The sequence below is a fragment of the Arthrobacter sp. 05T423 genome, assembly GCF_056396245.1.
The window spans coordinates 84,824-110,424 of the sequence record NZ_JBFTLC010000014.1 but is presented as its reverse complement, the minus strand read 5'-3'; the positions used below and the strand labels follow the sequence as shown (position 1 = coordinate 110,424).

Below are 25,601 nucleotides of genomic sequence, written 5' to 3'. Positions count from 1 at the left end.
GCATGGTTGCCCGAGCCGTGGGCCTCCCGTTTGGTGCTCCAGGCCGGCGCGAAGGTCCTGGTGGATGAGAAGGACCTGTGGGACGGGTCGCTGACCGGCAAGCCAGGGGAGTTCCCCACCACCATCCTGATCGTGAACAAGAAGTTCGCCGCGGAGCATCCGCAGACCGTGGAAGCCCTGCTCAAGGGCCACGTCGAGGCCGTGAAGTGGCTCAACGACACCCCGTCCGCCGAGAAGGCCGTCGTCGTCAATGCGGCCCTCAAACAGGACGCTGGCAAGGCACTGGCGCGGAACGTCATCGACCGTTCGCTGAAGAACATCGTGTTCACGGTGGACCCGCTGGCGGGAACGTATAAAAAGCTGCTGCAGGACGGCGTGGACGCCGGCACAACCAAGCAGGCCGACCTTAACGGCCTCTTCGACCTCCGCGCGCTGAATTCAGTGGCCACGGAAAAAACCACCGCTGCAGGGCTGGGCCAGGACTAGCGCTGCCCCGCATCTGCACCGCCGCATTTAACGCACCACGAACAAAGGACGGGACCATGCCAGTCGTACTGGAGAACCTGGGCAAGCGCTTCGGCGAAGGCGCCCCGGTGCTGGACGACGTCAACGCCGTCATCGGCAAGGGCGAGTTCGTCGCCCTCCTCGGTGCGTCCGGCTGCGGCAAATCCACCCTGCTGAACATCATGGCGGGACTGGAGCTCCCGACGTCGGGCGCTCTCGAGGTGCCCAGCGACGGTGCCGCCTTCATGTTCCAGGACTCTGCCCTGTTCCCGTGGCTCACCGCGCGCGAAAACGTGGAGCTGGCTCTGAAGCTGCGCGGCGTCGGCAAAGCAGAGCGGCGCGTCAAGGCCGCTGAACTGCTGGACCTGGTCCACCTGGCCGAGGCCGCAGACCGGCGCCCGCACGAGCTGTCCGGCGGCATGCGCCAGCGCGTGGCCCTGGCACGCTCGCTCGCGCAGGACCGCCAGCTGCTCCTCATGGACGAGCCGTTCGCGGCGCTGGACGCCATCACCCGCGACCTGCTGCACGACGAACTTGAGCGCATCTGGAAGGAAACCGGGCGCACCATCGTCTTTGTGACCCACAACGTCCGCGAGGCGGTCCGACTGGGCCAGCGTGTCCTGCTGCTGTCCTCCCGGCCCGGCCGCGTGGTGCAGGAATGGGAAGTCACCGAAGAACACCGTACCGACGCCGGTCTTGCCGGACAGCTGACCGGGGTCATCACCGCCCGGCTGCGAGAGGAGATCCGCCGCCATGCCAAGTAACTCATCTCCCGTGGCGGAGTCGCCTGAGACGACCGAGTCCCCGCTGCTCGAGCCTGAGTCCTCCCAGGTTGAGCCTGCGGAGGCCCCGGCTTCGCCACGCTCAACCAATGCCGCCGAGAAGGTCCACGCCGCGCTGACCCGGTCCTCGACCGGCTCGGCCGACCTGCGCGAACTGGAATCCGGCCTCGACTCGCTGCAGTCGGACGCTGTCCGCAAGTCCCGGGTCGACTGGAGCCGGATCCTGCTGCCGGTCGCCGCCGTCGTGGTGCTGATCATCATCTGGCAGTTCTACGTCTCCCTGGGCCTCAAGCGCCGCGATCAGGTACCCGGCCCCATGGATGTGCTGGAGCAGTTCGGCACGTTGTGGGCCGAGGGTTCGCTGCAGGAGGCCATCTGGACGTCGCTGCAGCGCGGGCTCCTGGGCTTCCTCATCAGCGTTGCGATTGCCACGCCGGTCGGGCTGCTCCTGGCCCAGGTGGCCCCGCTGCGCAGGGCGTTCGGTCCGCTGATTTCGGGCCTGCAGGTTCTGCCGTCGGTGGCCTGGGTGCCGGCCGCCATCATCTGGTTCGGCCTCACCGACGCCACGGTGTACTTCGTGGTGTTCATGGGCGCTATCCCGTCGATCATCAACGGCCTGATTTCCGGCGTGGACCAGATCCCGCCGCAGTACCGCAGCGTGGGCACTGTCCTGGGCGCGTCGCGGCTGCAGATGGCCGTGCAGATCATCCTGCCCGCGGCACTCCCGGGTTACCTCAGCGGCCTCAAGCAGGGCTGGGCTTTCTCCTGGCGTTCACTCATGGCCGCGGAAATCATCGCAGTGGGCGGCACCATCGGCTTCGGCCTCGGCTCGATGCTGAACCAGGGCCGCGACCTCGCCGACATGACCATCGTGATGTCCGCGATCCTCCTGATTCTGGCCGTCGGCATCCTGATCGAGCTGCTGGTGTTCGCGCCCATCGAGAAGCGCCTGCTCCAGCGCCGCGGCCTCCTGGCAGGCAGCACCCGCTAAGCACCTCTGTACTGAAGCTGAAAGCCCGACGGCGACTCCCGCCGTCGGGCTTTCTGCTAACCAATGTCAGCCGCGGGTCAGCGTCCCGCAGCCATGGACTTCGAAGCCCTTTGCCCAAGACGGGATGGTGACAGCGATCCACCCAGAGGGGATGTCGTTGTCATAGATTTCGTCAAAGGTTCCGGAAAAGCCGCTCAAGGTTTCCCAGTAACAGAAGTCCCCCGAAGCGAATCCGTAGTACGTTCCCGGCAGGATGTCGATCCCTACCCGGTAGGTCCCGTCCCTGGTGATGCTCGTGGCCCTTGCCGCAGTTGACGGGACAGTGGTCCAAGCTCCACAGCCATCGCTTTCGAAGCCAACGTCACCAGGAAGGATCTGCACGTAGGTCACTCCTGAGACGATGTCGTTCGCGTTGATGTCACTGACGTTTCCCGAGAACCCGCTGAGCCGCGCCCAGTAGCAGAAGGAGCCCCCAGTGGACTTGTACAGCCCCGGCTTGATCTGCGTTCCCACCCGGTACGTGCCGTCACCTCGAAGAACCGTCACGGCCCAGACCGGCAGCTTCAGTGCCAGGCTCATCGTCACCCTGGTGTCCGAGTAGATCAGGCTGGCGGATACGCGGACCGTGATGGAGCGGCCATTGTCCGCGGCGGTGAGGCGGTAGGTGCGGTAGCGCGCGCCGGAGATGGCGGCACCGTTGCGGTACCACTGGTACGCGTAGGCCGACGGCGCGGGGGAGTAGGTGCCGACGTTGGCGGTCAGTGTCGAGCCCAGCGACGTGCCGCCGGTGATCCTCGGCGCCGTCTTCAGGGTGATGAGTGCCCTGCCGACGGTGACTGCGCCGGTGGTGACCGACCGTGTTGTGTAGCCGGGTTTGGAGACCGTGACCTTCACGTACACCCGTGAGCCGATGTAGCTGGGGTTGAAGTACAGCGCGTATCCGGTACCGCCCCTGACCGCTACGCCGTTCCTGTACCACTGGTACCTGATCGTGGTGCCGGCAGGCCAGCCCTGGGACACCTTCACCGTGTAGCCGTACCTGTGGGTTCCCACGACGCTCAAGGCCTTGGTGGCAACAATCGTCCCGGCCGCAATGGTGCGTGCTGCGGAGAAGCGGTCCACGGTTACGTAGCCGGCCTTGGTTGCCCGAACCCGAACCTTGAGGGCCTTGCCGTAGTCGGCCGAGGACGTGGTGTAGGTGCGGCCGACTGCGCCCGTGATCGCCGCTGTTCCGCGATACCACTGGTAGGACAGCACAGCACCGCCGGGAGCCCACGTTCCAGCGTTCGCCGTCTGCACCTGGCCCACACGGGCGGTTCCACTGACGGTGGGCACGGGCGCGGTGGCGAAGGTCGCGGAAACGCCGGTGACCTGGACGGAGGAGAGTTCCACCGAAGTGAAGCCGGGTGCGGAGAGGGTCACCTTGGCCCACAGTTTCTGTCCGACATCGGTGGCTGTGACCGTGTAGCGGGAGGTTGTGGCCGACGCGATGGCCAAGGTGCCGCGGAACCACTGGTAGGTCACTGCCGCCTGGTCAACCGTGCCGTCCCATTGCGGAGCGTTCAAAGACAGCACCTGCCCGACGGCAGGCCTGCCGGTCACCGCGTTGCTCCAGGCAACCCCCGTGAAGGCGGCTGCGCGAACGGTGACGGCCGCGGCTGATGCATCGGTTCCGGGAGACTGTGCGTCCGACGACGCCACGACGGTGAGCTGGACGCTCTTGCCGGCCATGGACGGAACGATGTTCAGGACATCGGCTTCGCCGACTGCGTGACCGGCGGTCTGGACCGGCGCTCCGTCGATGATCCAGCTGTACTGGAGCCAGCCGGCGCCGGTCCACTCTCCGCCGGTGGAGGTGAGGGTGCCGCCGACGACGGCGTCACCCTCAATTAGCGGAAGGGCGACGTTTGCGGGAGCGGCTGGTGTCACTTCGGCAGGCAATGTTTCCGCCGGCGTCACTTCGGCGGGTGCCGTTTCGGTCGGCGTAGCCTCCGCCGACGGCTCGCCTGACGGAGCCGGATCCGCAGGAGCTGGGTCGGACGGAGCCGGATCCGCAGGAGCCGGGTCGGTCGGAGCGGGATCCGGGGCAGTCGGGGCCGGGTCGGCCGGAGCCGGTGCGGGCTCCGTGATTGTGCCCGTTTCCATCGGCAGCGCCTGTGCTGCCGGGGCCATCAGGAGGCCGGCAAGCAACGCCATGCTGCCGGCTGTGGCAATGCTCCTGGTCAGAAGACCAGGGCGCGTCCGCGTACGGACTTTTTCGTGCAGAGACAACTAGTGTCCTTCCCCCATGTTGAGACCGATCGGTGAATCCCGATCGGAGTTATTGTAGGGCTCGCCACAGACAATTCCGCTCCGTCAGCGCCGTGCCAGACGGCCCCGGGGGACTTGTCGCAATGTGACGCAGCGTTACCTTGCGTGAACTGGTGTTTCCGCGCCGTTGGTTGGGCCCGTAACACAGCCCTACCGTTGATCCATGGCAATTCAGGACATTTACCCCACGGCGCTGCGCCTCCTCGGCCGCCCCGTGCTGGTGGTGGGCGGCGGACGCGTTGCTGCGCGCCGCGCGAAGGGCCTGCTCGACGCAGGCGCCCGCGTCACCGTGGTAGCCCCCGACGCCACCGCCGCGCTCCGCGAACTCGCCGACGCCGGCCTGCTCACCTGGGAACCGCGCACCTACCGCTCGGACGACGTCGACGGCGTGTGGTTCGTTCAGACCGCCACCGGAGATCCCGCCGTGGACACGGCCGTAGCTTCCGACGCCGAAGCGCAGCGCGTCTGGTGCGTCAACGCCTCCGACCACGAGTCCTCCGCCGCCTGGACGCCCGCCGTCGCGGAAGTGGACGATGTCAAGATCGCCGTCAACGCCGGGGGAGACCCGCGCCGGGCCATGGCCCTGCGCGACGCCGTCGCCACCGCACTGGAATCCGGCGACCTGCCGCTGCGCCGCCGCCGTGCCCACCGCGGATCGGTCGCCCTCGTGGGCGGCGGACCGGGCGACAGCGGCCTCATCACCGTCCGCGGCCGCCGGCTGCTCGGCCAGGCCGACGTCGTGGTTGCCGACCGCCTCGGCCCCCGAGAACTGCTCAACGAACTTGCCCCGGACGTCCGGGTCATCGAGGTCGGCAAGACCCCCGGCCACCACCCCGTGCCGCAGGCCGAGATCAACCGAATCCTCGTCGAAGAGGCACTGCAGGGCCACCGCGTGGTCCGACTCAAGGGCGGGGACCCCTACGTCCTGGGCCGCGGCGGCGAGGAGGCAGAATTCTGCCGCCGGCACGGCGTCGAGGTTGAAGTGGTTTCCGGCGTGACATCCGCGATCTCCGTCCCGGCAGCAGCAGGCATTCCGGTCACGCACCGCGGCCTGGCGAAAGGCTTCAGCGTGGTCACGGGCCACGAGGAACTCTCCGAGGTTCCGGCCCGTGCCGACCACACCGTGGTGCTCCTCATGGGCGTGGGACAGTTGCGTGAATCCGCGTCCGCCCTCGGCAGGGCCGGTCTGCCCGGTGACACACCAGTTGGTATTGTGGAAAACGGCTACCTGCCGGACCAGCGCGTCACCATCGGCACCCTCAGCACCATTGCCGACCAGGCCGAGGCCGCCGGCGTCGCCAATCCTGCAGTGATCGTCATCGGTGACGTTGTCCGCGTCAGCCCGTTCGCGCCGTCGCACTTCAAAACCGCTGACTACAGCACCACCAGCCCCAACAGACCCCGCACAAGCACAACCCGCGTTCTCACCCCCTAGCCCCCGAGTCCCAACTGGCTAGCAGTTGTTGTCGTTATGAGCCCTCAAAACGACAACAACTGCGAGTCAGCTGGGCGGGACCGAAGAAAAGGAACACAGCCGTGTCAACCAGCACCACCGTAGGAACCGCTGCCCGCCCCTTGCGCGTGGCCGTCATCGGATCCGGCCCGGCCGGCGTTTACGCCGCGGACATCCTCACCAAGAGCGAGGCCGTCAAGAGCGGCGAGCTGACCGTGAGCATCGATCTTTTTGACCGCTACCCGGCACCCTACGGCTTGATCCGCTACGGCGTGGCCCCGGACCACCCGCGCATCAAGGGCATCGTCAACGCCCTGCACAAGGTCCTGGACCGTGGCGACATCCGCTTCTTCGGCAACGTCGACTACGGCACCGACCTCTCCATCGAGGACCTGCAGGCGCACTACGACGCCGTCATCTTCGCCACCGGCGCCATCAAGGACGCCGACCTGAACATCCCGGGCATCGAACTCGAGGGCTCCTTCGGCGGCGCCGACTTCGTCTCCTGGTACGACGGACACCCGGACGTCGCCCGCGAATGGCCGCTGGATGCCAAGGAGGTCGCCGTCATCGGCAACGGCAACGTCGCCCTCGACGTGGCCCGCGTCCTCTCCAAGCACGCCGACGATCTCCTGGTCTCCGAGATCCCGGACAACGTCTACGCCGGCCTGAAGGCATCGCCGGTCACCGACGTCCACGTCTTTGGCCGCCGCGGCCCCGCCCAGGTCAAGTTCACCCCGCTGGAGCTGCGCGAGTTGTCCCACTCCAAGGACGTGGACATCATCCTGTACCCGGAGGACTTCGAGTTCGACGAGGAATCTGACCGCCAGATCCAGAGCAACAACCAGACCAAGACCATGGTCGGAACGCTTACCAACTGGATCGCCGAGCAGCCCGAGGACGTCTCCGAGCTCAAAGCCTCCCGCCGCCTGCACCTGCACTTCCTGCACAGCCCGGTGGAAATTTACGACGACGCCGAGAACCCCGGGCGCGTCAGCGGCATGAAGTTTGAACGCACCGAACTCGACGGTACGGGCAACGCCCGTGGCACCGGCGAGTACATCGATTACCCGGTCCAGGCCGTCTACCGCGCCATCGGCTACTTCGGTTCCGCTCTGCCCGAGATCGAGTTCGACCACAAGAAGGGCGTCGTCCCGAACGCCGGCGGCCGCGTCCTGGACGCCTCTGGCGAGCACGTCCCGGGCATCTACGCCACCGGCTGGATCAAGCGCGGACCGGTCGGCCTGATCGGCCACACGAAGGGCGATGCCCTCGAGACCGTGACCTTCCTGCTGGAAGACCGCGAAAACCTGCCGGTTGCCGAGGCACCCGCTGCCAGCGCCGTCGTCGACCTGCTCGAAAGTCGCGGCGTGGAATTCACCACGTGGGAAGGCTGGCTGGCACTGGACGCGCACGAACTCGCCCTGGGCGCCGAGGCCACCGCTGCCGGCGGCTCGCACGGCGTTGAGGTTGTGCGTGAGCGCATCAAGGTGGTGCCGCGCGAGGACATGGTCTCCATCTCCCGCGACGGGATTGCCGCAAGCGTCTAGCTCTGACACCAACGCGAGTCTAAACAGCAACGCGGGGTCACTTAGCGCCCATTCCTGATGGAAAATTGGGCGCTAAGTGACCCCGCGTTGCTTTAAGCTCCAGCGCCGCCGGCGGCCATGAGCTCGAGGCGCTGCAGGGTTTCCCGGTTCCGCACCGTGATGATCGGATCGCGGAGGGCCTTGGGCACCGCGAGGCCGGGACCGCGGACCGCGTCCTCGGTCATCGTGACCCGGCACTGCCCGCCCAGGTCCTCAAGGGTGATGATCACTTTGGCCTCGCCGATCGGCCAGCCGCGCGCGATCATTTCCAGCTGCCTCCCCGGATCGGCCGCCGTCACCTTGGTCGAATCATTGATGAGCAGAGGCCAGGCGCCCACGGAGTGGTGGAGCTGGGCGCCGACCTCAGGCCAGTGCCCGTCCACGGAGCGGATCCTCGAGGCACCGACCACCCAGCCGGAATAGAGCCAGCCGTCCGCTATCACCTTCCAGACTGCCGATGCGGGTGAATTGACGACCTGCGTGACGGTTGACATGGTGTTCCTTTCGTCGGCCGAACTCCGGCGGCCGGGGGAGTTGGGATATGCGGCTGTGAACCCGGCGGGCTCCGGGGCGCCAATGATGCGGCGAGCGGGGCGCCGGGCCACGCGGTACGAACGCTCCCGGAGCCGGCGGGCCCAGGGGTACGTCCCCGCGCCGGGCAGCGGGTGCTTCAAGGGGTCGAAACGGATGGCCGTGTCCGCGTTGTCGGGAGCCGCCCTCAGATGCAGCACGCCCGCCTGAACCCAACGGCCTGCCGGCTTGGCGTAGAACAGCGCAAGGGTCCAGGCTCCCGTGGCCAGCGACTCTTTGAAGTTCCCCCCGGTGTCTGCCCGGCCGGTCGCACGCCCGGGCAGGGACAGCGTGCGCAGCCCCAGCAGGACCGGGCCGTCGCCACCCTTGTACGGCATGAGCGTGGTGAACCTGGCCGTGGCAACATCCAGCTTGGGCAGCAGCACGAAGCGGCCAGGGACGCCCCAGCCGGTCGAGGCGAACAGGACATCCCCGACGTGGGCATCCCCGACGTCGGCACTGTCGCCGTCGGCTCCGATGTCGCCGTCGGCGATGACACCGCTGCCGCTGGCACCGGAAGCCCCGGACGCGACCCGCAGCGCCAGGCCCAGTATGTCCGGCAGCGACTCAGGAAGGCCGACCGAACGGGAGAAGCGCCCGCGCAGCTGGCGCGTGCCGGCGTCGTCGAGCCAGCTGATTCCGCTGGATGCCGGAAGGCCCGCTGATGCGCGGCCCGCGGCGCCGGTGAGGGTCAGTTCCCCTACCAGGCTGATGCCCCGCGGATGAATGGGGCGGACAGGGCGCACAGCCTTGATGGCCCGGAACGCCGCGGCAAAACCGCGCCCGGCGAACTCGGCCGCCCGGTTGGGCGCCCGATGTGGCGCCCCGCCCGGATCCCCGCTGAATCGTTTACTCATGTGTCGCTCTCCCATGACTGGACCCTTCCCATGGCTACATCCTCCCGAACCTGGACCGGACCAGGGCGAAGATGCCGTAGCAAATGAAGCCTGCGCCGATGGCAAACAGCAGGTAAGGCCCGTACTCGTGGTCGCGCAGGGCCTTCAGGCTGCCGTCGAGGCCGGTCGACTCTTCGGGGGTGTGCTTGGCGGCGGCGATGGCGAAGAGCAGCCCGGAAAGGAACAGCGCGATCCCTTTGGCTACATGGCCGGTCACACCGAGGGAATCGATGATCCTGCCCCGGCGCGTGCCGTCAAAGTGGAAGAGCTCCTCCTTGAAGCCACGACGGAAGCCCTTTACCACAAAGTAGATACCCACGCCGATGACGGTCAGGCCAAGGGCGCTGAGGATCACCGCGCCGAAGGGGTTGCTGAGCAGGGCCGCGCTCACGTCCCGCGTGGACTCGCCGGAATCGCCGCGGAGCCCAACCGCAAAGCCGCCGAAACTGAACCCGACGCTGCCGTAGGCGACCGCGAGGAAGCCGGAGGAGATCAGCTTCCCGATCCGTTCCTTGCGCGGCAGGTGGCGGGCCCGGAGTGTGGCCTCGCTTAGCTGCCAGAGGGCGAGCCCGGCACACGCGATGAGGCAGGCCCACATGACGGCGGGACCCCAGGGATTGGCGGACAGCTGCTCGATGGCGCCTGTGGGCTCGGCTTCCCCGGGGTGCCCCAGGGCCAGGGCAATTGCGATTCCGCCGAGAATGATGTGCAGCAAAGCCATCACAGCAAAACCTGAACGCGCGACGACGTCGAGCGCTTTGGTGTTCGAAACAGCCTCCGCGGCGTCGGCCGCCTCGCTGATCGTCGAGTCCTTGTCCGTGGTGCCCTCCGGTTAGCCGTTCATCGGCCCTTCGGCGTGGATGCGCTCGGCACCCTCACCCACGAGCTTTACCGTGCAGCGCACCACGAGGTCGTCGGGTGCCGTGTCGATGTCGACGAGGGCGTCACCGGCGCTGAGGACGGTGAATACTTCCGACGCCGATTCCACATCGAAGCCCTTGCTCTTGGCGGCCTGCGTTGCGTTGGCCAGCGCCTCGCGCTTCAGCCCGTCCACGTATGCCTGGTCGTCCTCGCGTTCGGAGTCGCCGAATGCCCAGCCGAACAGCGTTCCTGTTGATCCCATGGCGTTGATTTTACGCACAGACCTGTTGATATTACGGGCTACCGTAACGTTAGTAAGTGTGCTTACCATGTGGGGACCAGGTCTTTGGTACGGCTCGCGGGCACCTGAACGCAGGGTCCGCGGGAGCCACTGTTCCGGATTGAACCTCTCGTATTAGGAAGGACATCATGGCTGGAAATCTTTTTGCACGGTCTGTTCATGACCTCACGGCTGCGGCTTGGTTTGGCGGCTCGCTGATGGGTGCGGTCGGCCTCAATGGGGCCACCGCCGAGGCGAAGGACCCGGCCGAGCGCACGCGCCTCTCGAGCCGCGGCTGGATGAAATGGGCTCCGGTCCAGACGGCAGCCTTCGCAACCCACCTGGTGGCGGACCTGTTCATTGCGCTGGAAAACAAGGAGCGGATCGCCAAGCAGGAGGGCGTGGCTGCGGACACCGTCTACAAGACGGCCGTCACGGTGGCGGGAGCAGCGGTCACCCTGTACGCAGGCGTTCTGGGGAAGAAGGTGGACAAGCTGGCCCAAGAGGGTGCCGAGGGCGCCACCGAGCCCCGGCCCGGGTCTTCGGCCAAGCTGCAGTCGGCGCAGAAGCAGTTGAAGGTGCTGCAGTGGACTATCCCGGCCTTTGCCGCCTGGGTCATCGTCCTTGGCGCCAAGCACGGCGAGATGCAGCGGCCCAAGAATGTCTTTAAGGGCCTGCGCTGACGGTACCCGTCAAGGCAAGTAACGCCCGACGGCGGCCGGGCACCCAAGTGCCCGGCCGCCGTCGGGCGCGGATCGCCCTGGTGGGGCGAAGCGGCCGGCGAAAGCCCGTTACTCCCGCAGCCACTCCGCGCAGGAGTTGAGGTTCCGGTGCACGCTGGCCACGGCCGCATCGCCGTCGTGCGCTTCGACGGCGTCCACAAGATCGCCGTGGCCCGCGTGCGGAAGGCCGTTGAATCCGGGGCGCCGGTGTTGCTTCAGCAGGTCGTTGTGGAACACGTCGCCGAAGCTGACATACAGCTCGTGCAGGAGCGGGTTCCCGGAAGCCTGCGCCACCCACTCGTGGAAGCCCCAGTCAGCACGGGCCCAGCGGGCGTAGTCTTCGGCGTTCCAGGCGTCCTCACGCTCGGTGAGCAGCGCGCGCAGGGCGGCGACGTCGTCGGCCGTTGCATTCCTGGCCGCGAGGCGGGCCGCCTGGGTGTCCAGCCCCACACGGACCTCGAGGACGTGTTCGTCCGTGTGTTCCTTGTATAGCCGGCGCGCGGCTCCGGAGATTTCGCTGGTGGCGCGGACGTAGGTTCCGTCGCCCCGGCGGACCTCTAACATCCCGCTGTGGGCCAGCGCCTTGACAGCTTCCCGGAGCGTCCCACGGGACACGCCCAGCCCGGTCATGAGCTCGGTTTCGGACGGGATGCGCTGCTGCAGCGGCCACTCGCCTGTCTGGATCATCCCGCGGAGCTTGGCGGTGACTTCGTCCGCCAGTGGCAGCCGGTGCGACGTGCTCAGGGTCATGGCGTCCTATTCTTTCATTCCGGCAGCGTTGGTGGAGGCGCTCACTCCAGTGGCGCGGACGCTGCTGAGCAGGTGTGCCACGACGATCTGCACCACGGCGATGACCAGGAGCAGCGCCAGCGGCAGCGTCCAGTTGCCCGTGGTGCTGTGCAGCAGGCCCATGCCGAATGGTCCGACGGTGGCCAGCAGATACCCGGTGGACTGCGCCAGCGTGGACAGTGCCGTGGTTTCCGCGGTGTTCCTGCCGCTGCGGCTGATGATCACCATGACCAGGGGGAAAATGCCCAGGCCGAAGCCCAGCAGCACCGCGGGGACGACGGCCAGCGAAACGGGGAAAAAGAGGAGCGCGGCAATGCCGGCCGTCATAGTGAGGGTGGCCATGTAGACGGCCGGGCGCAGCATCCGTGGCCGGGAACCGATGGCGATCAGGGTCATGCCGGCCGGCACCGAGACGAGCTGCATGACGCCGAACATGAGGGCGCTGTCGGTGGCGCTGAGGCCCATTGTGGTGAGCATGTAGGGGAACCAGCTCAGCAGCGCATAGGCGAGCAGTGCCTGCAGGGTAAAGATGCCGGTGAGCAGCAGCCCGGTCTTGGTGCGCAGCAGCGGCCACGGGGAGATGTGTCCGGCGGCTTTCCGGACAGCGTTGCGGTGGGCGTGCAAGGTGACCGGGAGGAAGCCCAGGAAGGCGGACAGGGCGAGGATTCCGATGGAACCCAGCCCGGCCGACGGCGACCCCAGCGCCTGGGACAGGGGGACAACCACCACGGCCATGACGGTGGCGCCGCTGGTCATGGTCACCGTGTAGACCGCGGTCATCAGCGAGGTGCGCGCGGCGAAGTGCTCGCGGATGAAGGACGGCATGGAGACATTGCAGACGGCCAGCCCGGACATGCCCACGACCGTTCCCACCACCAGCATGCCGGTGGTGGGAATGCCTCGGACCAGCAGTCCGGCCGCCAGCAGGCCGAGCGACAGCAGGATGGCCTTCTCGACGCCGAGCTTCCCGGTCAGCCATGACGTTGCGGCCCCGGCCACCGCGAAGCACAGCGTGGGAATGGACGGAATGAGCGAGGCGACCAGCGGCCCGTAGCCCAGTACCTGCTGCAGGTCGTGCAGCAGGGCCGACGCGCCGGTGATGCCGGCCCGCAGGTTCAGGCCGATGAGGACCAGGGCAATGACGCCGGCGACGACGGCGGCGCGCGGCTTTGGTGTGCAGGTGGCCGTGGCTGTAGGTGCTGAGGAGGTGGTCGCCATCCCTCAACGTTAGACGTTTGACGTTTGATGTCTAGAGTTTTGTGGGGAAGCTCTCGCGGGCCCTTCCGGCCCGGGCATAGACTCAGGCCAGCAAGCGCATCACGAGCAGGATCCCGCCAAAGGGAAAGGACGCCGTCCGGCCATGACCGCCGAAGGCCTTGAAACGGAGAAAAAGTACGACGTCGACGCCGCCGCAGCGCTGCCCGACCTCGCCGCCATACCCGGGGTGGGCCGCGTGGGCGATCCCCACCAGGCTGAACTGGAGGCCGTCTATTTTGACACAGAGGACCTGGTCCTTGCCTCCCGCCGCATCACCCTGCGGCGCCGCAGCGGCGGTGCCGATGCCGGCTGGCAGGTGAAACTGCCACCCGAGGCCGGGGCCGGGGCCGAGGCCGGGGACGCCTCCGCGTCGTCGGAAACGCCGGGGGCGCGCCGGGAGATCCACGCTCCGCTGGGCCAGGCCGACGTCGTTCCCGACGAGCTGCTTGCCTACCTGCACGCCTACCTCCGGGGATCGGACCCCGTGCCCGTGGCCAGGCTGAACACGCGGCGCACCACCCATGCCCTGTACGGGGACGACGGCGTGCACCTCGCAGACTTCGCCGACGACACCGTCGACGCCGAGCTTCTTCAAGGGGCGGGACGGAACCCGGCAGATGGGTCCGCCGGTCAAAAGCAGCACTGGCGCGAGTGGGAACTCGAACTGGTTCACGGCCAGCCCGGGGTGTTTGCAGCGGCCGCATCGGTCCTGGCTGCGGCCGGCGCCAGGCCGTCAGCCCACGAGTCCAAGCTCCGGCGCGTACTGGGGGAGGTGCAGCCGGCAGCGCAGGGAGCGGAAGTTCAAGGCACGGAAGCGTTCGGCCCGGCAGGAACTGAAGGCCCGGCCGCAACCGAAGGCAGCGTAAAGCAGCCCGGCGCAGGGAAACCCGGCAAGAAGTGGCCGGCGTCCGCCGTCGTCAGTTCCTACCTGGCGCAGCAGATCAGCGAGCTCCTGGCCAATGACGGCCGCGTGCGGCTGGAGGAGCCGGATGCGGTCCATGCGATGCGCTCGGCCACGCGCCGGGTGCGGTCTGCCCTCGCGGTCTACGGGAAGCTTTACAGCGGCGGTGCGGTGGGCAGGCTGCGCGACGAGCTCAAGTGGCTGGGCCGGATTCTCGGCACGCCGCGGGACGCCGAAGTCATGCTGGACCGGCTGCGCACGAATGCCGGCAAGCTCCCTCAGGGGGAGGCGGCCGACGACGTGCAACGGCGCGTCGAGCGGGAGTTGGGCATCAGGCTGGACGCCGGCTACCGCAAGACGCAGGAGGTGCTCCTGACCGACCGCTACTTCCGTCTCCTTGACGACCTCGAGGACTTCCGTGACCACCCGCCCGTGCGGCCAGCCGCGTCGGCGCCTGCGGGCAAGGCCGCCCGCAAGCTTGTGGGCAGGTCGGCCAAACGGCTGCGCCGCGCCCACAAGGCGGCGTCGCGGGCAAAGGACGGAGCCGGCGAAAAGCCGGGCATGGAGCTCAAAGAGCCCACGGCGCAGGAAACGGCGCTGCACCAGGTGCGGAAGGATGCCAAGCGGCTGCGTCACGCGGCCGAGACTGTCGACCCCGTCTTCGGCAAGCGCGCGGCACGGCTCGCCAAGGCCGCGCACAAGCAGCAGAAGATCCTCGGTGACCACCATGACAGCGTGATGGCGCGGGTCTTCCTGGGGAAACTCGCCGGCGGCCCAGACCTGCCGGAGCCGGTGGCCGCAGCCTACGGTTCGCTCCTGCAACGGGAGCAGAAGAGCGCCGCCAAAGCCGAAGCCAAGTACCGCAAGGCCCACCGGAAGTCCCGGAAACTCATTCGGCGCGGGCTGGGATAGCGAAGCCCGAGAGTTATCCCGCATTACGGAAGCAGAGGCTTATTCTGGCCCCATGAGCGAGACCAGAGATACCTGGCACAGGCGGCATAAGGCCTCCCTGAGCGCCGGCGAGAGAGCGGCTGACGGGCTTCGCAACGGCATGGGCAGCTGGACGTTCGTGGGGTTTTTCATCGCATTCATGGGGCTGTGGGCCATGGTGAATTCCTACGTGCTCGCAGGGCGGGCGTGGGACCCCTATCCCTACATTCTGCTCAATCTTTTCCTGTCCATGCTGGCCGGTTTGCAGGGCGCGATCCTGCTGATTGCTGCAAAACGGCAGGACGCCATCGCATCGGCGATGGCCCAGCACGACTTCGAAACGGACGTCCGTGCCGAAGAACAAATCGAACAACTGATGACCATCAACAGGCAGCAGTTGGAGCTGCTCCGGGAGCTACGGGCTATGCGCAGCAGCTCAAACCCCGGAGATGCCAAGGACAACCCTCACGGAAGCACAGGCTGACAAATGGCCACTTTCGTCCTTGCCCCGGGCGCCGGGGGAGCAGGCTGGTATTGGCATCGGCTGGTTCCGGAACTGGAACGGCTGGGGCACCGCGCCATTGCGGTCGATATCCGCGAGGACGACTCCCGTCTGGGACTGCCCGACTACGCCGACACCGTGGTCGCGGCCATCGGTGATCTCCGCAACGTGGTTCTCGTGGGCCAATCCCTGGGCGCCTTTACGGTCCCGGTTGTCGCGTGGCGGGTACCGGTGGAGCTGATTGTCCTGCTCAATCCGATGGTCCCTCTTCCCGGTGAGACGCCCGGCGAGTGGTGGGACGCCACCGGCCAGCCTCAGGCACTCGAGCTCAACGACAGGCTGAACGGACGCAGCGGCGATTTTGATGAACGCGTGCACTTCCTCCACGACGTTCCCGCGGAGGTAGTTGCCGCGGGCGCCGGCGAGCAACGCGCTCCATCGGGCACGCCGTTCGGGCAGCCCTGCGGGATCGACCGGTGGCCCGACGTGCCGACAAAGGTGCTGATTGGCCGCGATGACCGCTTCTTCCCGGTGGACTTTCAACGCCGCGTGGTCCGGGCCCGGCTCGGCCTTGGCATTGACGAAATCCAGGGCGGACACCTGGTCGCATTGAGCAACCCTGCTGAACTCGCACTTCGGCTGGATGGCTTTGCCCGCGAGGCCCTTTGACGGGCGGTGACCGCCCCGAGCGGGCTCAGCCGGCTCAGCCGGTTCAGCCGGCGTGCCGCGCCCCGAGCCGGGCCACCGCCAGGGCGAGCCACAGCTGCACCCGGTCCGCGGTGACGGAGGGGTCGTACCCGGTGAGCTCGGTGATCTGCGCCAGCCGGTAGCGGACGGTGTTCCGGTGCAGGGTGAGGGCCTCGGCGACGGCGGCAACGGAGCCGTTGTTGTTCAGGTAGCTCTCCAGTGTGGCGATCAGTTCGGCGCCGTGGGCGGCATCGAAGCTCCGGAGCGGGTCCAGCGATTCGTTCGCCATGTCAGAAAGCGGCACGTCCTCGCTCGCCAGGAGCAGGGAGGTCAGGCTCAGCCGTTCGGGCTCGTTCACCGGCAGCCCGTGGCTGGCGGCGTCGCGCGCCTCGAAGTAGCTCCAGCGCAGGCCGTTGGGCTTGGTGTAGGCGCCGCCGATGCCGATGGTCGCGTGGATGCCGGCCTCGGCGAGGTGGTCGCTGAGGCTCCTGGCCATCGCTGTGGCGCCGCGTCCGTCGTCGGCCACCACCGTCACCAGGTCCTTTCCGACGACGGCGGTCACCGCGTTCTCCAGGGCCTGCGGCAGTGAGGAGCTGACCAGCTGCTTGTGGTGCGCCTCGGAGCCGGCCAAAATCACCACGTTCTTGCGCGTGCTGTTGATGCCCGTCCCGGCCAGGCGGCGCTGCGCCTCGCTGGGGTCCAGGGTCCCGTGGATAACGTCCTCGAGAACCTGCCCGCACAGCGCCCGTTCGGCCTGGCGCTGTTTTACCATGTTGTTGAGCTCCACGCTGATGAGGTTTTGCGCGTAGCCGATGATGCCGGAATCCTCGAACGGCTGCTTCACCCAGAGCGTGCACGCATCGCGGCGGCCGGTGGGGATGGGGTACGTGGTCCAGGAATCGGCGGACGGCGGTTCGCTGCCGCTGTTGTACAGCTGGGCCGTGAACTGGGAGAGCGCTATCTCGGTGCGGAGCATGCCGCCAAGGTGCCGCAGGAGTTCGGCCAGCCCGCCGCCGGTCAGCAGCGCGCGGGCCAGAATCTGGTGCCCGGCAATGAGCCGCTCGAGCTTCGCGTAATGGTCCGCGGACTGCGCGTCAGCCACGAGCTTACTGATCGCGATGAACGGGGTGCCGTACGGCACCTCGACCACCGGCAGTCCCCAGCGGTTCGCCTCCGCGACCAAAGCCGGCGGAACGGCGTCGTGCGAGAGCCCCACGCCGAACCCGATGCCCACGGCGCCGGCGCGCTGGACCTGGCGGACAAAGCGGCGCTGTTCCGGTGCACTCTTCATCCGCAGCCCGGTGGTCAGCACCAGTTCGCCGCCGTTGAGGAAGCGCTGCGGGTCCTCCAGTTCGGTGACCGCGACCCAGCGGATGTCCTGGTGCGAGGTGGTCTCTGCGAGGCTGGATTTCTTGAGTCCCAGAGACTGCACGGCCAGCAGCGCCGCGAGGGAAATTGCCATGGGACAAGGGTAGCGGGAGGCTGGCCGATCGCACTAAAGGCTTGCTTCAAGGGTGTGCAGGTGGCTATTCCCCGCGGTGTCGGGCTGGAATAGGCTCGAGTCAGCCGCATCACACATTCAGGACGAAAGAGGTTGTACACCGTGGTTCAAACCTTGCAGAACTTCATCAACGGCGAGTTCGTCACGCCTGCCGGCACAGGCCTGCTGGACATCGTGAACCCCGTGACCGGCGACGTGGTGGCCAAATCGCCCGTATCCGTAGAGGCAGACGTCGACGCCGCCATGGCCGCCGCCAAGGACGCCTTCAAGAGCTGGAAGCACGTGACCCCCGGCCAGCGGCAGCTCATGCTGCTCAAGCTCGCCGATGCCATCGAGGCCAACAGCGACGAAATTGTCGACGCGCAGCACCGCAACACCGGACAGGTCCGTTCGCTGATCGCGTCCGAGGAAGTGGCCGCAGGCGCCGACCAGCTGCGCTTCTTCGCAGGTGCCGCCCGCATCCTCGAAGGCAAGTCCGCCGGAGAATACTTCGAAGGCCACACCTCCTTTGTCCGGCGCGAGCCGATCGGCGTCGTGGCCCAGGTGGCGCCGTGGAACTACCCGTTCCTGATGGCCATCTGGAAGATCGGCCCCGCGCTCGCCGCCGGCAACACCGTGGTCCTCAAGCCGTCGGACACGACGCCCGAATCCACCCTGGTCCTGGCGCGCCTGGCCGCGGACATCCTGCCGGCCGGCGTCCTGAACGTCATCCTCGGCACCGGCGAAACCGGCGCTTTGATGGTGGAACACAAGGTCCCGGGCCTCGTGTCCATCACCGGGTCCGTCCGCGCCGGCATCGCCGTCGCCGCGGGCGCGGCGAAGGGCCTCAAGCGCGCCCACCTGGAACTGGGCGGCAAGGCCCCGGCCATCGTCTTCAAGGACGCCGACATCAAGAAGAGCGCCGCGGCCATCGCCGAGTTTGCATTCTTCAACGCCGGCCAGGACTGCACGGCCATCACCCGTGTCCTGGTGGAGGACTCCGTGCACGACGACGTCGTGGCAGCCATGGTGGAACACACCAAGACCCTGCACACAGGCTCCCAGAACGACGAAGACAATTACTTCGGACCGCTGAACAACGTCAACCACTTCAAGGCAGTCAGCTCCGTGGTGGACTCGCTGCCCGCGCACTGCCGGATTGAGACCGGCGGCCACCGCGCCGGCGAGAAGGGGTTCTTCTTCGAGCCCACCATCATCACCGGCGCCAAGCAGGCGGACGACATCGTGCAGAAGGAAACCTTCGGCCCCGTCATCACCGTGCAGAAGTTCAGCACCGAACAGGAAGCCGTGGACCTGGCCAACGACGTCGAATACGCCTTGGCGTCCAGCGTCTGGACCAGCGACCACGGCACGGCCATGCGGCTGAGCCGCGACCTCGACTTTGGTGCAGTCTGGATCAACACGCACATTCTCCTCACCGCCGAAATGCCCCACGGCGGCTTCAAACAGTCCGGCTACGGCAAGGACCTCTCCATGTACGGCGTCGAGGACTACACGCGCATCAAGCACGTCATGTCCGCCCTTGATGCCTAGTCCCCACCGGCGCCCTAACCTCGCTCCGCTTCGGCCAGGGAACCCGGCCGGCGTGGCCCCAATCAGTAAAGAAAGAAACGCCATGACCACCACCGCCAACGAAATCACCTACCGCCTCGAGCAGAAGCGCCGCGTCCAGGCGGACTTCCCGGGCCCCAAGTCCGTCGCCCTGACCGAACGCCGTAAGGCAGTGGTCGCCGCCGGTGTTGCCTCCAGCGTCCCGGTTTACGTCGCAGACGCCGACGGCGGCATCATCCACGACGTTGACGGCAACGCCTTCATCGACCTCGGCTCGGGCATCGCGGTGACCAGCGTCGGAGCGTCCGATCCCGCCGTCGTCGGTGCCGTGAAGGAGGCCGTGGAGCACTTTACCCACACCTGCTTCATGGTCACCCCCTACGAGGGCTACGTCGCGGTCGCCGAGCAGCTGAACCGGCTCACCCCGGGGACCCACGAGAAGCGCACGGTCCTGTTCAACTCCGGCGCCGAAGCCGTGGAAAACGCCATCAAGGTGGCTCGCCTGGCCACCGGCCGGGACGCCGTCGTCGCCTTTGACCACGCCTACCACGGCCGCACCAACCTGACCATGGCGCTGACCGCCAAGGCCATGCCGTACAAGACCAACTTCGGCCCGTTCGCGCCCGAGGTCTACCGCATGCCCATGAGCTACCCGTTCCGCGAGGAGAACCCGGAGATCACCGGTGCCGAGGCCGCCAAGCGCGCCATCACCGCGATCGAAAAGCAGATCGGCGGCGACCAGGTGGCCGCGATCATCATCGAACCGATCCAGGGCGAGGGCGGCTTCATCGTTCCGGCCGAGGGCTTCCTGCCGGCGCTGTCCGCCTGGGCCAAGGAAAAGGGCATCGTGTTCATCGCGGACGAGGTCCAGTCCGGCTTCTGCCGCACCGGCGAATGGTTCGCCGTGGACCACGAAGGCATCGTTCCGGACATCATCACCATGGCCAAGGGCATCGCCGGCGGCATGCCGCTGTCCGCCATCACCGGCCGCGCGGACCTGCTGGACGCAGTCCACGCCGGCGGCCTCGGCGGCACCTACGGCGGCAACCCGGTGGCATGCGCCGCCGCGCTGGCCTCCATCGGCTCCATGCAGGAGTACCACCTCAACGCCCGTGCCAAGCACATCGAGGAACTGTCCTTCGGCAAGCTGCGCGAGCTCGCAGCTGAGGTCTCGGTGATCGGCGACATCCGCGGCCGCGGCGCCATGCTCGCCATTGAACTGGTCCAGGCCGGCTCGAAGGAACCGAACCCGGAGCTCACCAAGGCCGTTGCCGCCGCCTGCCTTAAGGAAGGCGTCATCATCCTCACCTGTGGAACGTACGGCAATGTCATCCGCCTGCTGCCGCCGCTGGTGATCAGCGACGAGCTGCTGCTGGACGGCCTGGAAGTCCTGGCCGCGGCCATCAAGGCAAGCGCGTAGTTCCACCGCTTCTTCTGCGCGAACCGGCAGGTCATGCCCTCTAAACGCCAGGAACAGGGCAGTAGCTGCCAGTTCGCGCTTTGAGGCCGTACGACGACGGCGGGCCGGGTACCAAAGGTGCCCGGCCCGCCGTCGTCGTTGCCGCCGTCGCACTCTCCGCCGTGTTCCCGCCCACCGGCGGTAGCGCCGCGGTAGAGTCGTCCTCACCACTGCACTTCACGCCGCAGGCCAGGGCGCCGCCGGGAGCCGGGCATCGGTCTGCACTACCCAAAGAGGGGTTTCGCATGCGATACGTAGTCGGTTACACACCTACCGAGCGGGGCGCGGACGCCGTCGCTTTGGCCACATCGCTGGCCCTGGCGCAGGGCGCCGAACTGGACCTGGTCTATGTGGTGAAGCCGGGCACTCCGTATGTGGCCCTGAACCCGGAGGGCAGCCGGATCAGCGCCGCGGAGCAGGAGGTGCTGACGGCCGAACGGGAGGGCCTCGCCTTGGTTCCGGAAGGGTTGCCCGCGAAATTCCATGTCCGCGAGGCCGATTCCTTCGCGGCCGGGCTCATCGAGGCGGCGGTGGAATTCGAAGCCGGACTCATTGCCGTGGGCGCCGCCAGCGCGGGCCTGTTCAAGCGCTACACGGTGGGCAGCGTGGCCAATGCACTGCTGCATGCATCGCCGGTCCCGGTGGCTCTCGCGCCGCGCGGCTATCAGCGGACGGCACCCGTCACCCGTCTGACGCTGGCCGTCGGGCAACGTGCGGGCGCCGAGGCTGCAATCGAAACCGGCATCAGGGCTGCCAAGAGGCGCGGCGTGCCGCTGCGGCTGGTGTCGCTCGTGGAACTCGACGCCGCCGGGGACGCGGGGGAGGCCATCAACGCCGCGCACATCCACGCGAACACCGTCCTGACGGCAGCTTCGGGGAAGGTGCCCGCCGGTCACGAGGTCAGCGTCGCCGTCGCCCATGGCCGTTCCATTGAGGAAGCCATCGACGGGCTCGAATGGGACGACGGCGAGATCCTCATTGTGGGCTCCTCGCGCCTGGCCGAAAAGAACCGGATGTTCCTCGGGAGCACCGCCAACAAGGTATTGCGGGCCCTGCCGGTGCCGATGGTTGTTGTGCCGCGCGACCATGACCGCGCGGACTCGGCCCCCTGATCCATCCTGAACTTCCGAGCGCGAACGGACATTCGGGGCCCCTCGCGAAGGGGCTTCAGTGTCTGCTCGCGCTGCGCCTGCGGGCTTAAGTGCCCGCCTGCGCTTCCCTGCGCGCGAGCCGCTTGGCCGCCGAGCTCTTGCGAGTTGCGGCCAGCATGTCCACCGTGAGCACCAGCAGGGCGAGCCACACGACGCCGAAGCCGATCCACCGGTCCACCGTCATGGCCTCGCGGAACACCACCAGTGCCACGATGAACTGCAGCACCGGCGCGAAGTACTGCAGCAGCCCGATGGTGGTCATGGGCAGCCGGCGGGCGGAGGCGCCGAAGAACACCAGCGGCACGGCCGTGATGACGCCGGATGCCAGGAGCAGCCAGAAGTGCCCGGGGCCGTGCGCCGTCAGCGAGGCATTGCCGCTCACCGCGAGGAAAATCATGGTGGCCGCGGCCAGGGGAGTGAGGACGATCGTCTCCACGGTGAGGCTGGTGACGGCGTCGGCACGCGGCCCCACCCGCTTCTTCACGAACCCGTACAGCCCGAAACTGACGGCCAGGGTCAGGGCAATCCACGGCAGTTTCCCATAGGACACGGTCAACACCCCGACGGCGATGAAACCGATTCCGACGGCGGCCCACTGCAGCGGCCGGAGCGTCTCCTTCAGGACGAACACGCCGAGGAGCACTGACACGAGCGGGTTGATGAAGTAGCCAAGGGAGGCCTCGACCGCCTGCCCGGTGGTGACACCGTACGTGTACGTCAGCCAGTTCACCGCGATGAGGCCGGCCGCGCCCGCCAGAGTTCCGAGCACCGAGCGGTTCCGCAGGGCAGCGCCCAACACGCGCCACGCCCGGGTCACCGTGATCAGGAGGGCGCAGAAAATCAGCGACCACACCACCCGGTTGGCCACGATTTCCACGGCACCCGCCGGCTGCAAAACGAAGAAGTAGAGCGGAAGCAGCCCCCACAGGCCGTAAGCGCCGACGCCGAACAGGACTCCCGCCGTCGTCTCCTTGTCCACCGCCTTGGGCCCCCCGGGTGTCCCGGCCTTCCCGGGCTGCGGTGCCCCGGGGCTGGTCACGCCCGAGGGCGCGGCGCCGGGTGAAGTGGCAGCCGGAACAGCGGAGGAGACGGATCCGTCGGGGGTAGGCACAAGGTCCATAACATCATCTTAAGGAGCAGTATTCCGTTTGGCCCGAACCAAAAAGTTGCCTACAGCCATGAATTAGTCAGTAGGCTTTCCATTATGGGTACGACTCAGCGCAGGGCAGCGGCACCATGAGGCTCCGCCACAGCAACGCCTCCGGCCGCGGCTACCGGCGCGTGCGGGCCGGTACCGGGTTCAGCTACAGGGACCTGGACGGCTCCACGCTTCCGCCCGGGCCGGTCCGGGACCGGCTGGAGAGCATCGGCATTCCACCCGCCTGGACGGACGTGTGGATAGCGCCCTTCGACAACGGGCACATCCAGGCCACGGGGCTGGACGCCGTGGGCCGCCGGCAGTACATCTACCACCCGGAGTGGCGGGAACGGAAAGACCGGGTGAAATTCGACCGCGCGCTCCAGCTCGCCGAATCGCTGCCCACCGCCCGCCGGCTGGTCACCTTGGATTTGAGGTCCGACGGCGTCACCCGCCAGCGCGTTTTGGCCGCCGCTTTCAGAATGCTGGACACGGGCTCCCTGCGGGTGGGGTCGGAGCGGTACACCAACGAAAACGGCAGCCATGGTCTTGCCACCCTGCTCTGCGCCCACGTCCACGTCCGCAAGGACTGCCTGCATCTCAGTTTCCCCGCCAAAAGCGGAAAAACCTGGGAGTCCCTCATCGCGGACCCGGACCTTGCCGCGCTGGCCCGGACGCTGAAACGGCGCGGCGCCAATGCGCGGCTGCTGGCCTATAAGAATGGCCGGACGTGGCACCCCGTCACCAGTGCCGACATCAACGCCTATGTGAAGGAACGCACCGGCGATGACTTCACCGCGAAGGATTTCCGGACCCTGCGCGGCACCACCGCGGCCGCCGTCAGCCTTGCCCGGAGCGGGCCGCAGAAAACGGAGGGAAAACGGAAGCGTGCCATCAGCGTGGCCATGATGGAGGCGGCGGCGGTGCTGGGGAACACGCCGTCGATCGCGCGCAAGAGCTACGTGGACCCCCGGGTGCTGGACCACTTCGCCGCCGGGGAGACCATCGATCCCAAGCGGCTCGATTCGGCGGAGTCGGAGCTGCGGGCGCTGCTGTACCGCGAGGGTGACGTGGTGCCGCTGCGGAAGAGCGGCTGACGGGAGAGGTCGCGGGGGCGGTGGCGACGGCCGCGTCCCAGAGCGCACGTCCCGGGACCCGGCACGCCACGGACCGCCGTGCGCCGTCACGGGTAGGGCGGCGGCCGAACGGACAATTAGAATTGAAAACTGCGCGCCGATGGGGCGTGGTCTCCCGTTCCGGAAGGGCTTACGGTGTCCAACACAGCTGAATCCACGGCCAAGCGCCCGCTCCGCGTCGCGATCGTCGGCGCCGGACCCGCCGGCGTCTACGCCGCGGACATCCTGACCAAGTCCAACGAGGTCAAGGACGGCGACTTTGAGGTCAGCATCGACCTCTTCGAGGCTTACCCGGCCCCCTACGGCCTGATCCGCTACGGCGTGGCCCCTGACCACCCGCGCATCAAGGGCATCGTCAACGCCCTGCACAAGGTCCTGGACCGCGGTGACATCCGGTTCCTGGGCAACGTCACCTACGGCCGCGACCTCACGCTGCACGACTTCCGCGCCTTCTACGACGCCGTCATCTTCTCCACCGGCGCCATCAAGGACGCCGAGATGGAGGTCCCCGGCATCGGCCTCGACGGCTCCTATGGCGCCGCCGACTTCGTGTCCTGGTACGACGGGCACCCGGACGTCCCGCGGGAATGGCCGCTCGACGCCAAGGAAATTGCGGTCATCGGCAACGGCAACGTGGCCCTCGACGTGGCGCGGATGCTGGTGAAGCACGCCGACGAACTCCTGGTCACCGAGATCCCCGACAACGTCTACCAGGGCCTGAAGAACTCGCCGGTCACCGACGTGCATGTCTTCGGCCGCCGCGGCCCCGCCCAGGTGAAGTTCACCCCGCTGGAGCTGCGCGAACTCAGCCACGCCCGCGACGTCGACATCGTGCTGTACCCGGAGGACTTCGAATTCGACGAGGCCTCCGACGACGCGATCCGGAGCAACAACCAGACCAAGACCATGGTGAACACCATGACCAACTGGCTGGTCGAGGAGCACGCCGAGGCTGAACAGCCGTCCTCCCGCCGCCTGCACCTGCACTTCCTGCACAGCCCGGTCGAGATATACGACGACGGCGGGTCCGGCAAGGTTGCCGGCATCAAGTTTGAGCGCATGCAGCTGGACGGCACCGGCAACGTCAAGGGGACCGGCGAGTTCATCGACTACCCGGTGCAGGCCGTCTACCGGGCCATCGGCTACCACGGCTCCGCGCTGGACGAACTGGAGTACGACGCGAAGCGCGGGGTCATCCCCAACGAGGGCGGCCGGGTCCTCGATGCTGACGGCAACCCCGTCCCCGGCATCTACACCACGGGCTGGATCAAGCGCGGGCCGGTCGGCCTGATCGGGCACACGAAGGGCGACGCCCTGGAGACCATCGGCTTCCTCCTCGAGGACAGGCTCACCCTGCCGCCGGCGCAGAACCCGGACCCGCAGGCGATCATCGATCTGCTCGAGGAGCGCGGCATCGAGTACACCACGTGGGAAGGCTGGAACAAGCTGAACGCCTACGAGGCCGCACTCGGCGCGTCGTGGAATGAATCGGCGGCCGCAGTCGACGGCGTCGTGCGCGAACGCATCAAGGTGGTGCCGCGCGAGGAGATGATCCAGATCTCCCGCGCCTGACAGCCACCCCCGAAGCGCCCACCACCACCCAGGCTGCGGGACCCGCGACGAAGCAGCCCCTTGGGTGAC

General features: G+C 67.5%; 22 protein-coding genes. 14 read left to right on the top strand and 8 right to left on the bottom strand.

Going from position 1 to position 25,601, the window contains the following annotated elements; translation table 11 throughout:
- The 3 genes from AC1DFE_RS12555 to AC1DFE_RS12545 all read left to right on the top strand — a co-directional run.
- Positions 1–486, top strand: a 486-nt coding sequence (locus AC1DFE_RS12555; protein WP_476906204.1) for an ABC transporter substrate-binding protein, incomplete at its 5' end; no start/stop codon positions are given.
- Positions 487–542: 56 nt separating this feature from the next.
- Complete coding sequence (locus AC1DFE_RS12550; RefSeq protein ID WP_476906203.1) at positions 543–1,268, top strand: ABC transporter ATP-binding protein; 726 nt, start codon at positions 543–545, stop codon at positions 1,266–1,268.
- Positions 1,258–2,277: an ABC transporter permease gene (locus AC1DFE_RS12545; protein WP_476906202.1), complete on the top strand. Its 1,020-nt coding sequence runs from the start codon at positions 1,258–1,260 to the stop codon at positions 2,275–2,277. Before AC1DFE_RS12550 ends, AC1DFE_RS12545 begins: the two co-directional genes overlap by 11 nt.
- A gap of 66 nt (positions 2,278–2,343) precedes the next feature.
- Here AC1DFE_RS12545 and AC1DFE_RS12540 read toward each other — a convergent pair whose 3' ends face one another.
- Complete coding sequence (locus tag AC1DFE_RS12540; RefSeq protein WP_476906201.1) at positions 2,344–4,473, bottom strand: hypothetical protein; 2,130 nt, start codon at positions 4,471–4,473, stop codon at positions 2,344–2,346.
- A 277-nt stretch (positions 4,474–4,750) separates the two neighbouring features.
- Here AC1DFE_RS12540 and cobA point away from each other — a divergent pair, with 277 nt between their 5' ends.
- Positions 4,751–6,022 (top strand): uroporphyrinogen-III C-methyltransferase, encoded by a 1,272-nt coding sequence (cobA, locus tag AC1DFE_RS12535; RefSeq protein ID WP_476906200.1) that lies wholly within the window; start codon positions 4,751–4,753, stop codon positions 6,020–6,022.
- 101 nt (positions 6,023–6,123) lie between these two features.
- Positions 6,124–7,590, top strand: coding sequence for an FAD-dependent oxidoreductase (locus tag AC1DFE_RS12530; protein ID WP_476906199.1), 1,467 nt, complete (start codon positions 6,124–6,126; stop codon positions 7,588–7,590).
- Between the two features lie 92 nt (positions 7,591–7,682).
- On the opposite strand, the gene AC1DFE_RS12525 is transcribed toward AC1DFE_RS12530, so the two are convergent.
- The 3 genes from AC1DFE_RS12525 to AC1DFE_RS12515 form a co-directional block, all read right to left on the bottom strand.
- Positions 7,683–9,056, bottom strand: coding sequence for an SRPBCC family protein (locus AC1DFE_RS12525; protein ID WP_476906198.1), 1,374 nt, complete (start codon positions 9,054–9,056; stop codon positions 7,683–7,685).
- A gap of 34 nt (positions 9,057–9,090) precedes the next feature.
- A complete protein-coding gene (locus AC1DFE_RS12520) occupies positions 9,091–9,816 on the bottom strand; it encodes a DUF1206 domain-containing protein (RefSeq protein WP_476906197.1) in 726 nt (241 codons plus the stop codon).
- Between the two features lie 111 nt (positions 9,817–9,927).
- Positions 9,928–10,218: a hypothetical protein gene (locus AC1DFE_RS12515; protein ID WP_476906196.1), complete on the bottom strand. Its 291-nt coding sequence runs from the start codon at positions 10,216–10,218 to the stop codon at positions 9,928–9,930.
- A gap of 167 nt (positions 10,219–10,385) precedes the next feature.
- Here AC1DFE_RS12515 and AC1DFE_RS12510 point away from each other — a divergent pair, with 167 nt between their 5' ends.
- Positions 10,386–10,919 (top strand): hypothetical protein, encoded by a 534-nt coding sequence (locus tag AC1DFE_RS12510; RefSeq protein ID WP_476906195.1) that lies wholly within the window; start codon positions 10,386–10,388, stop codon positions 10,917–10,919.
- A 108-nt stretch (positions 10,920–11,027) separates the two neighbouring features.
- Here the strand turns inward: AC1DFE_RS12510 and AC1DFE_RS12505 are convergent, their stop codons facing one another.
- Positions 11,028–11,708, bottom strand: coding sequence for a FadR/GntR family transcriptional regulator (locus AC1DFE_RS12505; RefSeq protein WP_476906194.1), 681 nt, complete (start codon positions 11,706–11,708; stop codon positions 11,028–11,030).
- 6 nt (positions 11,709–11,714) lie between these two features.
- Positions 11,715–12,965, bottom strand: coding sequence for an MFS transporter (locus AC1DFE_RS12500; protein WP_476906193.1), 1,251 nt, complete (start codon positions 12,963–12,965; stop codon positions 11,715–11,717).
- A gap of 142 nt (positions 12,966–13,107) precedes the next feature.
- Here AC1DFE_RS12500 and AC1DFE_RS12495 point away from each other — a divergent pair, with 142 nt between their 5' ends.
- Genes AC1DFE_RS12495 through AC1DFE_RS12485 form a run of 3 tightly spaced genes read left to right on the top strand, consistent with a single transcriptional unit; the run spans position 13,108 to position 16,006 of the window.
- A complete protein-coding gene (locus tag AC1DFE_RS12495) occupies positions 13,108–14,817 on the top strand; it encodes a CYTH and CHAD domain-containing protein (protein WP_476906192.1) in 1,710 nt (569 codons plus the stop codon).
- A gap of 52 nt (positions 14,818–14,869) precedes the next feature.
- Positions 14,870–15,319 carry a DUF1003 domain-containing protein gene (locus AC1DFE_RS12490; protein WP_476906191.1) on the top strand — a complete coding sequence of 150 codons (450 nt, stop codon included), beginning with the start codon at positions 14,870–14,872 and terminating at the stop codon, positions 15,317–15,319.
- 3 nt (positions 15,320–15,322) lie between these two features.
- Entirely contained in the window at positions 15,323–16,006 is a 684-nt protein-coding gene (locus tag AC1DFE_RS12485; RefSeq protein WP_476906190.1) for an alpha/beta fold hydrolase, read from the top strand.
- A 43-nt stretch (positions 16,007–16,049) separates the two neighbouring features.
- On the opposite strand, the gene AC1DFE_RS12480 is transcribed toward AC1DFE_RS12485, so the two are convergent.
- Positions 16,050–17,486 (bottom strand): PucR family transcriptional regulator, encoded by a 1,437-nt coding sequence (locus tag AC1DFE_RS12480; RefSeq protein ID WP_476906189.1) that lies wholly within the window; start codon positions 17,484–17,486, stop codon positions 16,050–16,052.
- 141 nt (positions 17,487–17,627) lie between these two features.
- Here AC1DFE_RS12480 and AC1DFE_RS12475 point away from each other — a divergent pair, with 141 nt between their 5' ends.
- From AC1DFE_RS12475 to AC1DFE_RS12465, 3 genes are all read left to right on the top strand, one after another.
- Positions 17,628–19,058 carry an aminobutyraldehyde dehydrogenase gene (locus tag AC1DFE_RS12475; RefSeq protein ID WP_476906188.1) on the top strand — a complete coding sequence of 477 codons (1,431 nt, stop codon included), beginning with the start codon at positions 17,628–17,630 and terminating at the stop codon, positions 19,056–19,058.
- An 82-nt stretch (positions 19,059–19,140) separates the two neighbouring features.
- Positions 19,141–20,496, top strand: coding sequence for a 4-aminobutyrate--2-oxoglutarate transaminase (gene gabT / locus AC1DFE_RS12470; RefSeq protein ID WP_476906187.1), 1,356 nt, complete (start codon positions 19,141–19,143; stop codon positions 20,494–20,496).
- 284 nt (positions 20,497–20,780) lie between these two features.
- Complete coding sequence (locus AC1DFE_RS12465; RefSeq protein ID WP_476906186.1) at positions 20,781–21,647, top strand: universal stress protein; 867 nt, start codon at positions 20,781–20,783, stop codon at positions 21,645–21,647.
- Between the two features lie 85 nt (positions 21,648–21,732).
- On the opposite strand, the gene rarD is transcribed toward AC1DFE_RS12465, so the two are convergent.
- On the bottom strand, positions 21,733–22,806 hold the full coding sequence (rarD, locus tag AC1DFE_RS12460) for an EamA family transporter RarD (RefSeq protein ID WP_476906185.1): 1,074 nt from the start codon (positions 22,804–22,806) through the stop codon (positions 21,733–21,735).
- A gap of 116 nt (positions 22,807–22,922) precedes the next feature.
- Between rarD and AC1DFE_RS12455 the strand changes: the two genes are divergently transcribed.
- Both AC1DFE_RS12455 and AC1DFE_RS12450 read left to right on the top strand, forming a co-directional pair.
- Positions 22,923–23,921 (top strand): DNA topoisomerase IB, encoded by a 999-nt coding sequence (locus AC1DFE_RS12455; protein WP_476906184.1) that lies wholly within the window; start codon positions 22,923–22,925, stop codon positions 23,919–23,921.
- Between the two features lie 174 nt (positions 23,922–24,095).
- The gene (locus AC1DFE_RS12450) at positions 24,096–25,532 is read left to right on the top strand and encodes an FAD-dependent oxidoreductase (protein ID WP_476906183.1); all 1,437 of its coding nucleotides are present in this window, start codon (positions 24,096–24,098) and stop codon (positions 25,530–25,532) included.
- The last annotated feature ends 69 nt before the right edge of the window (positions 25,533–25,601 follow it).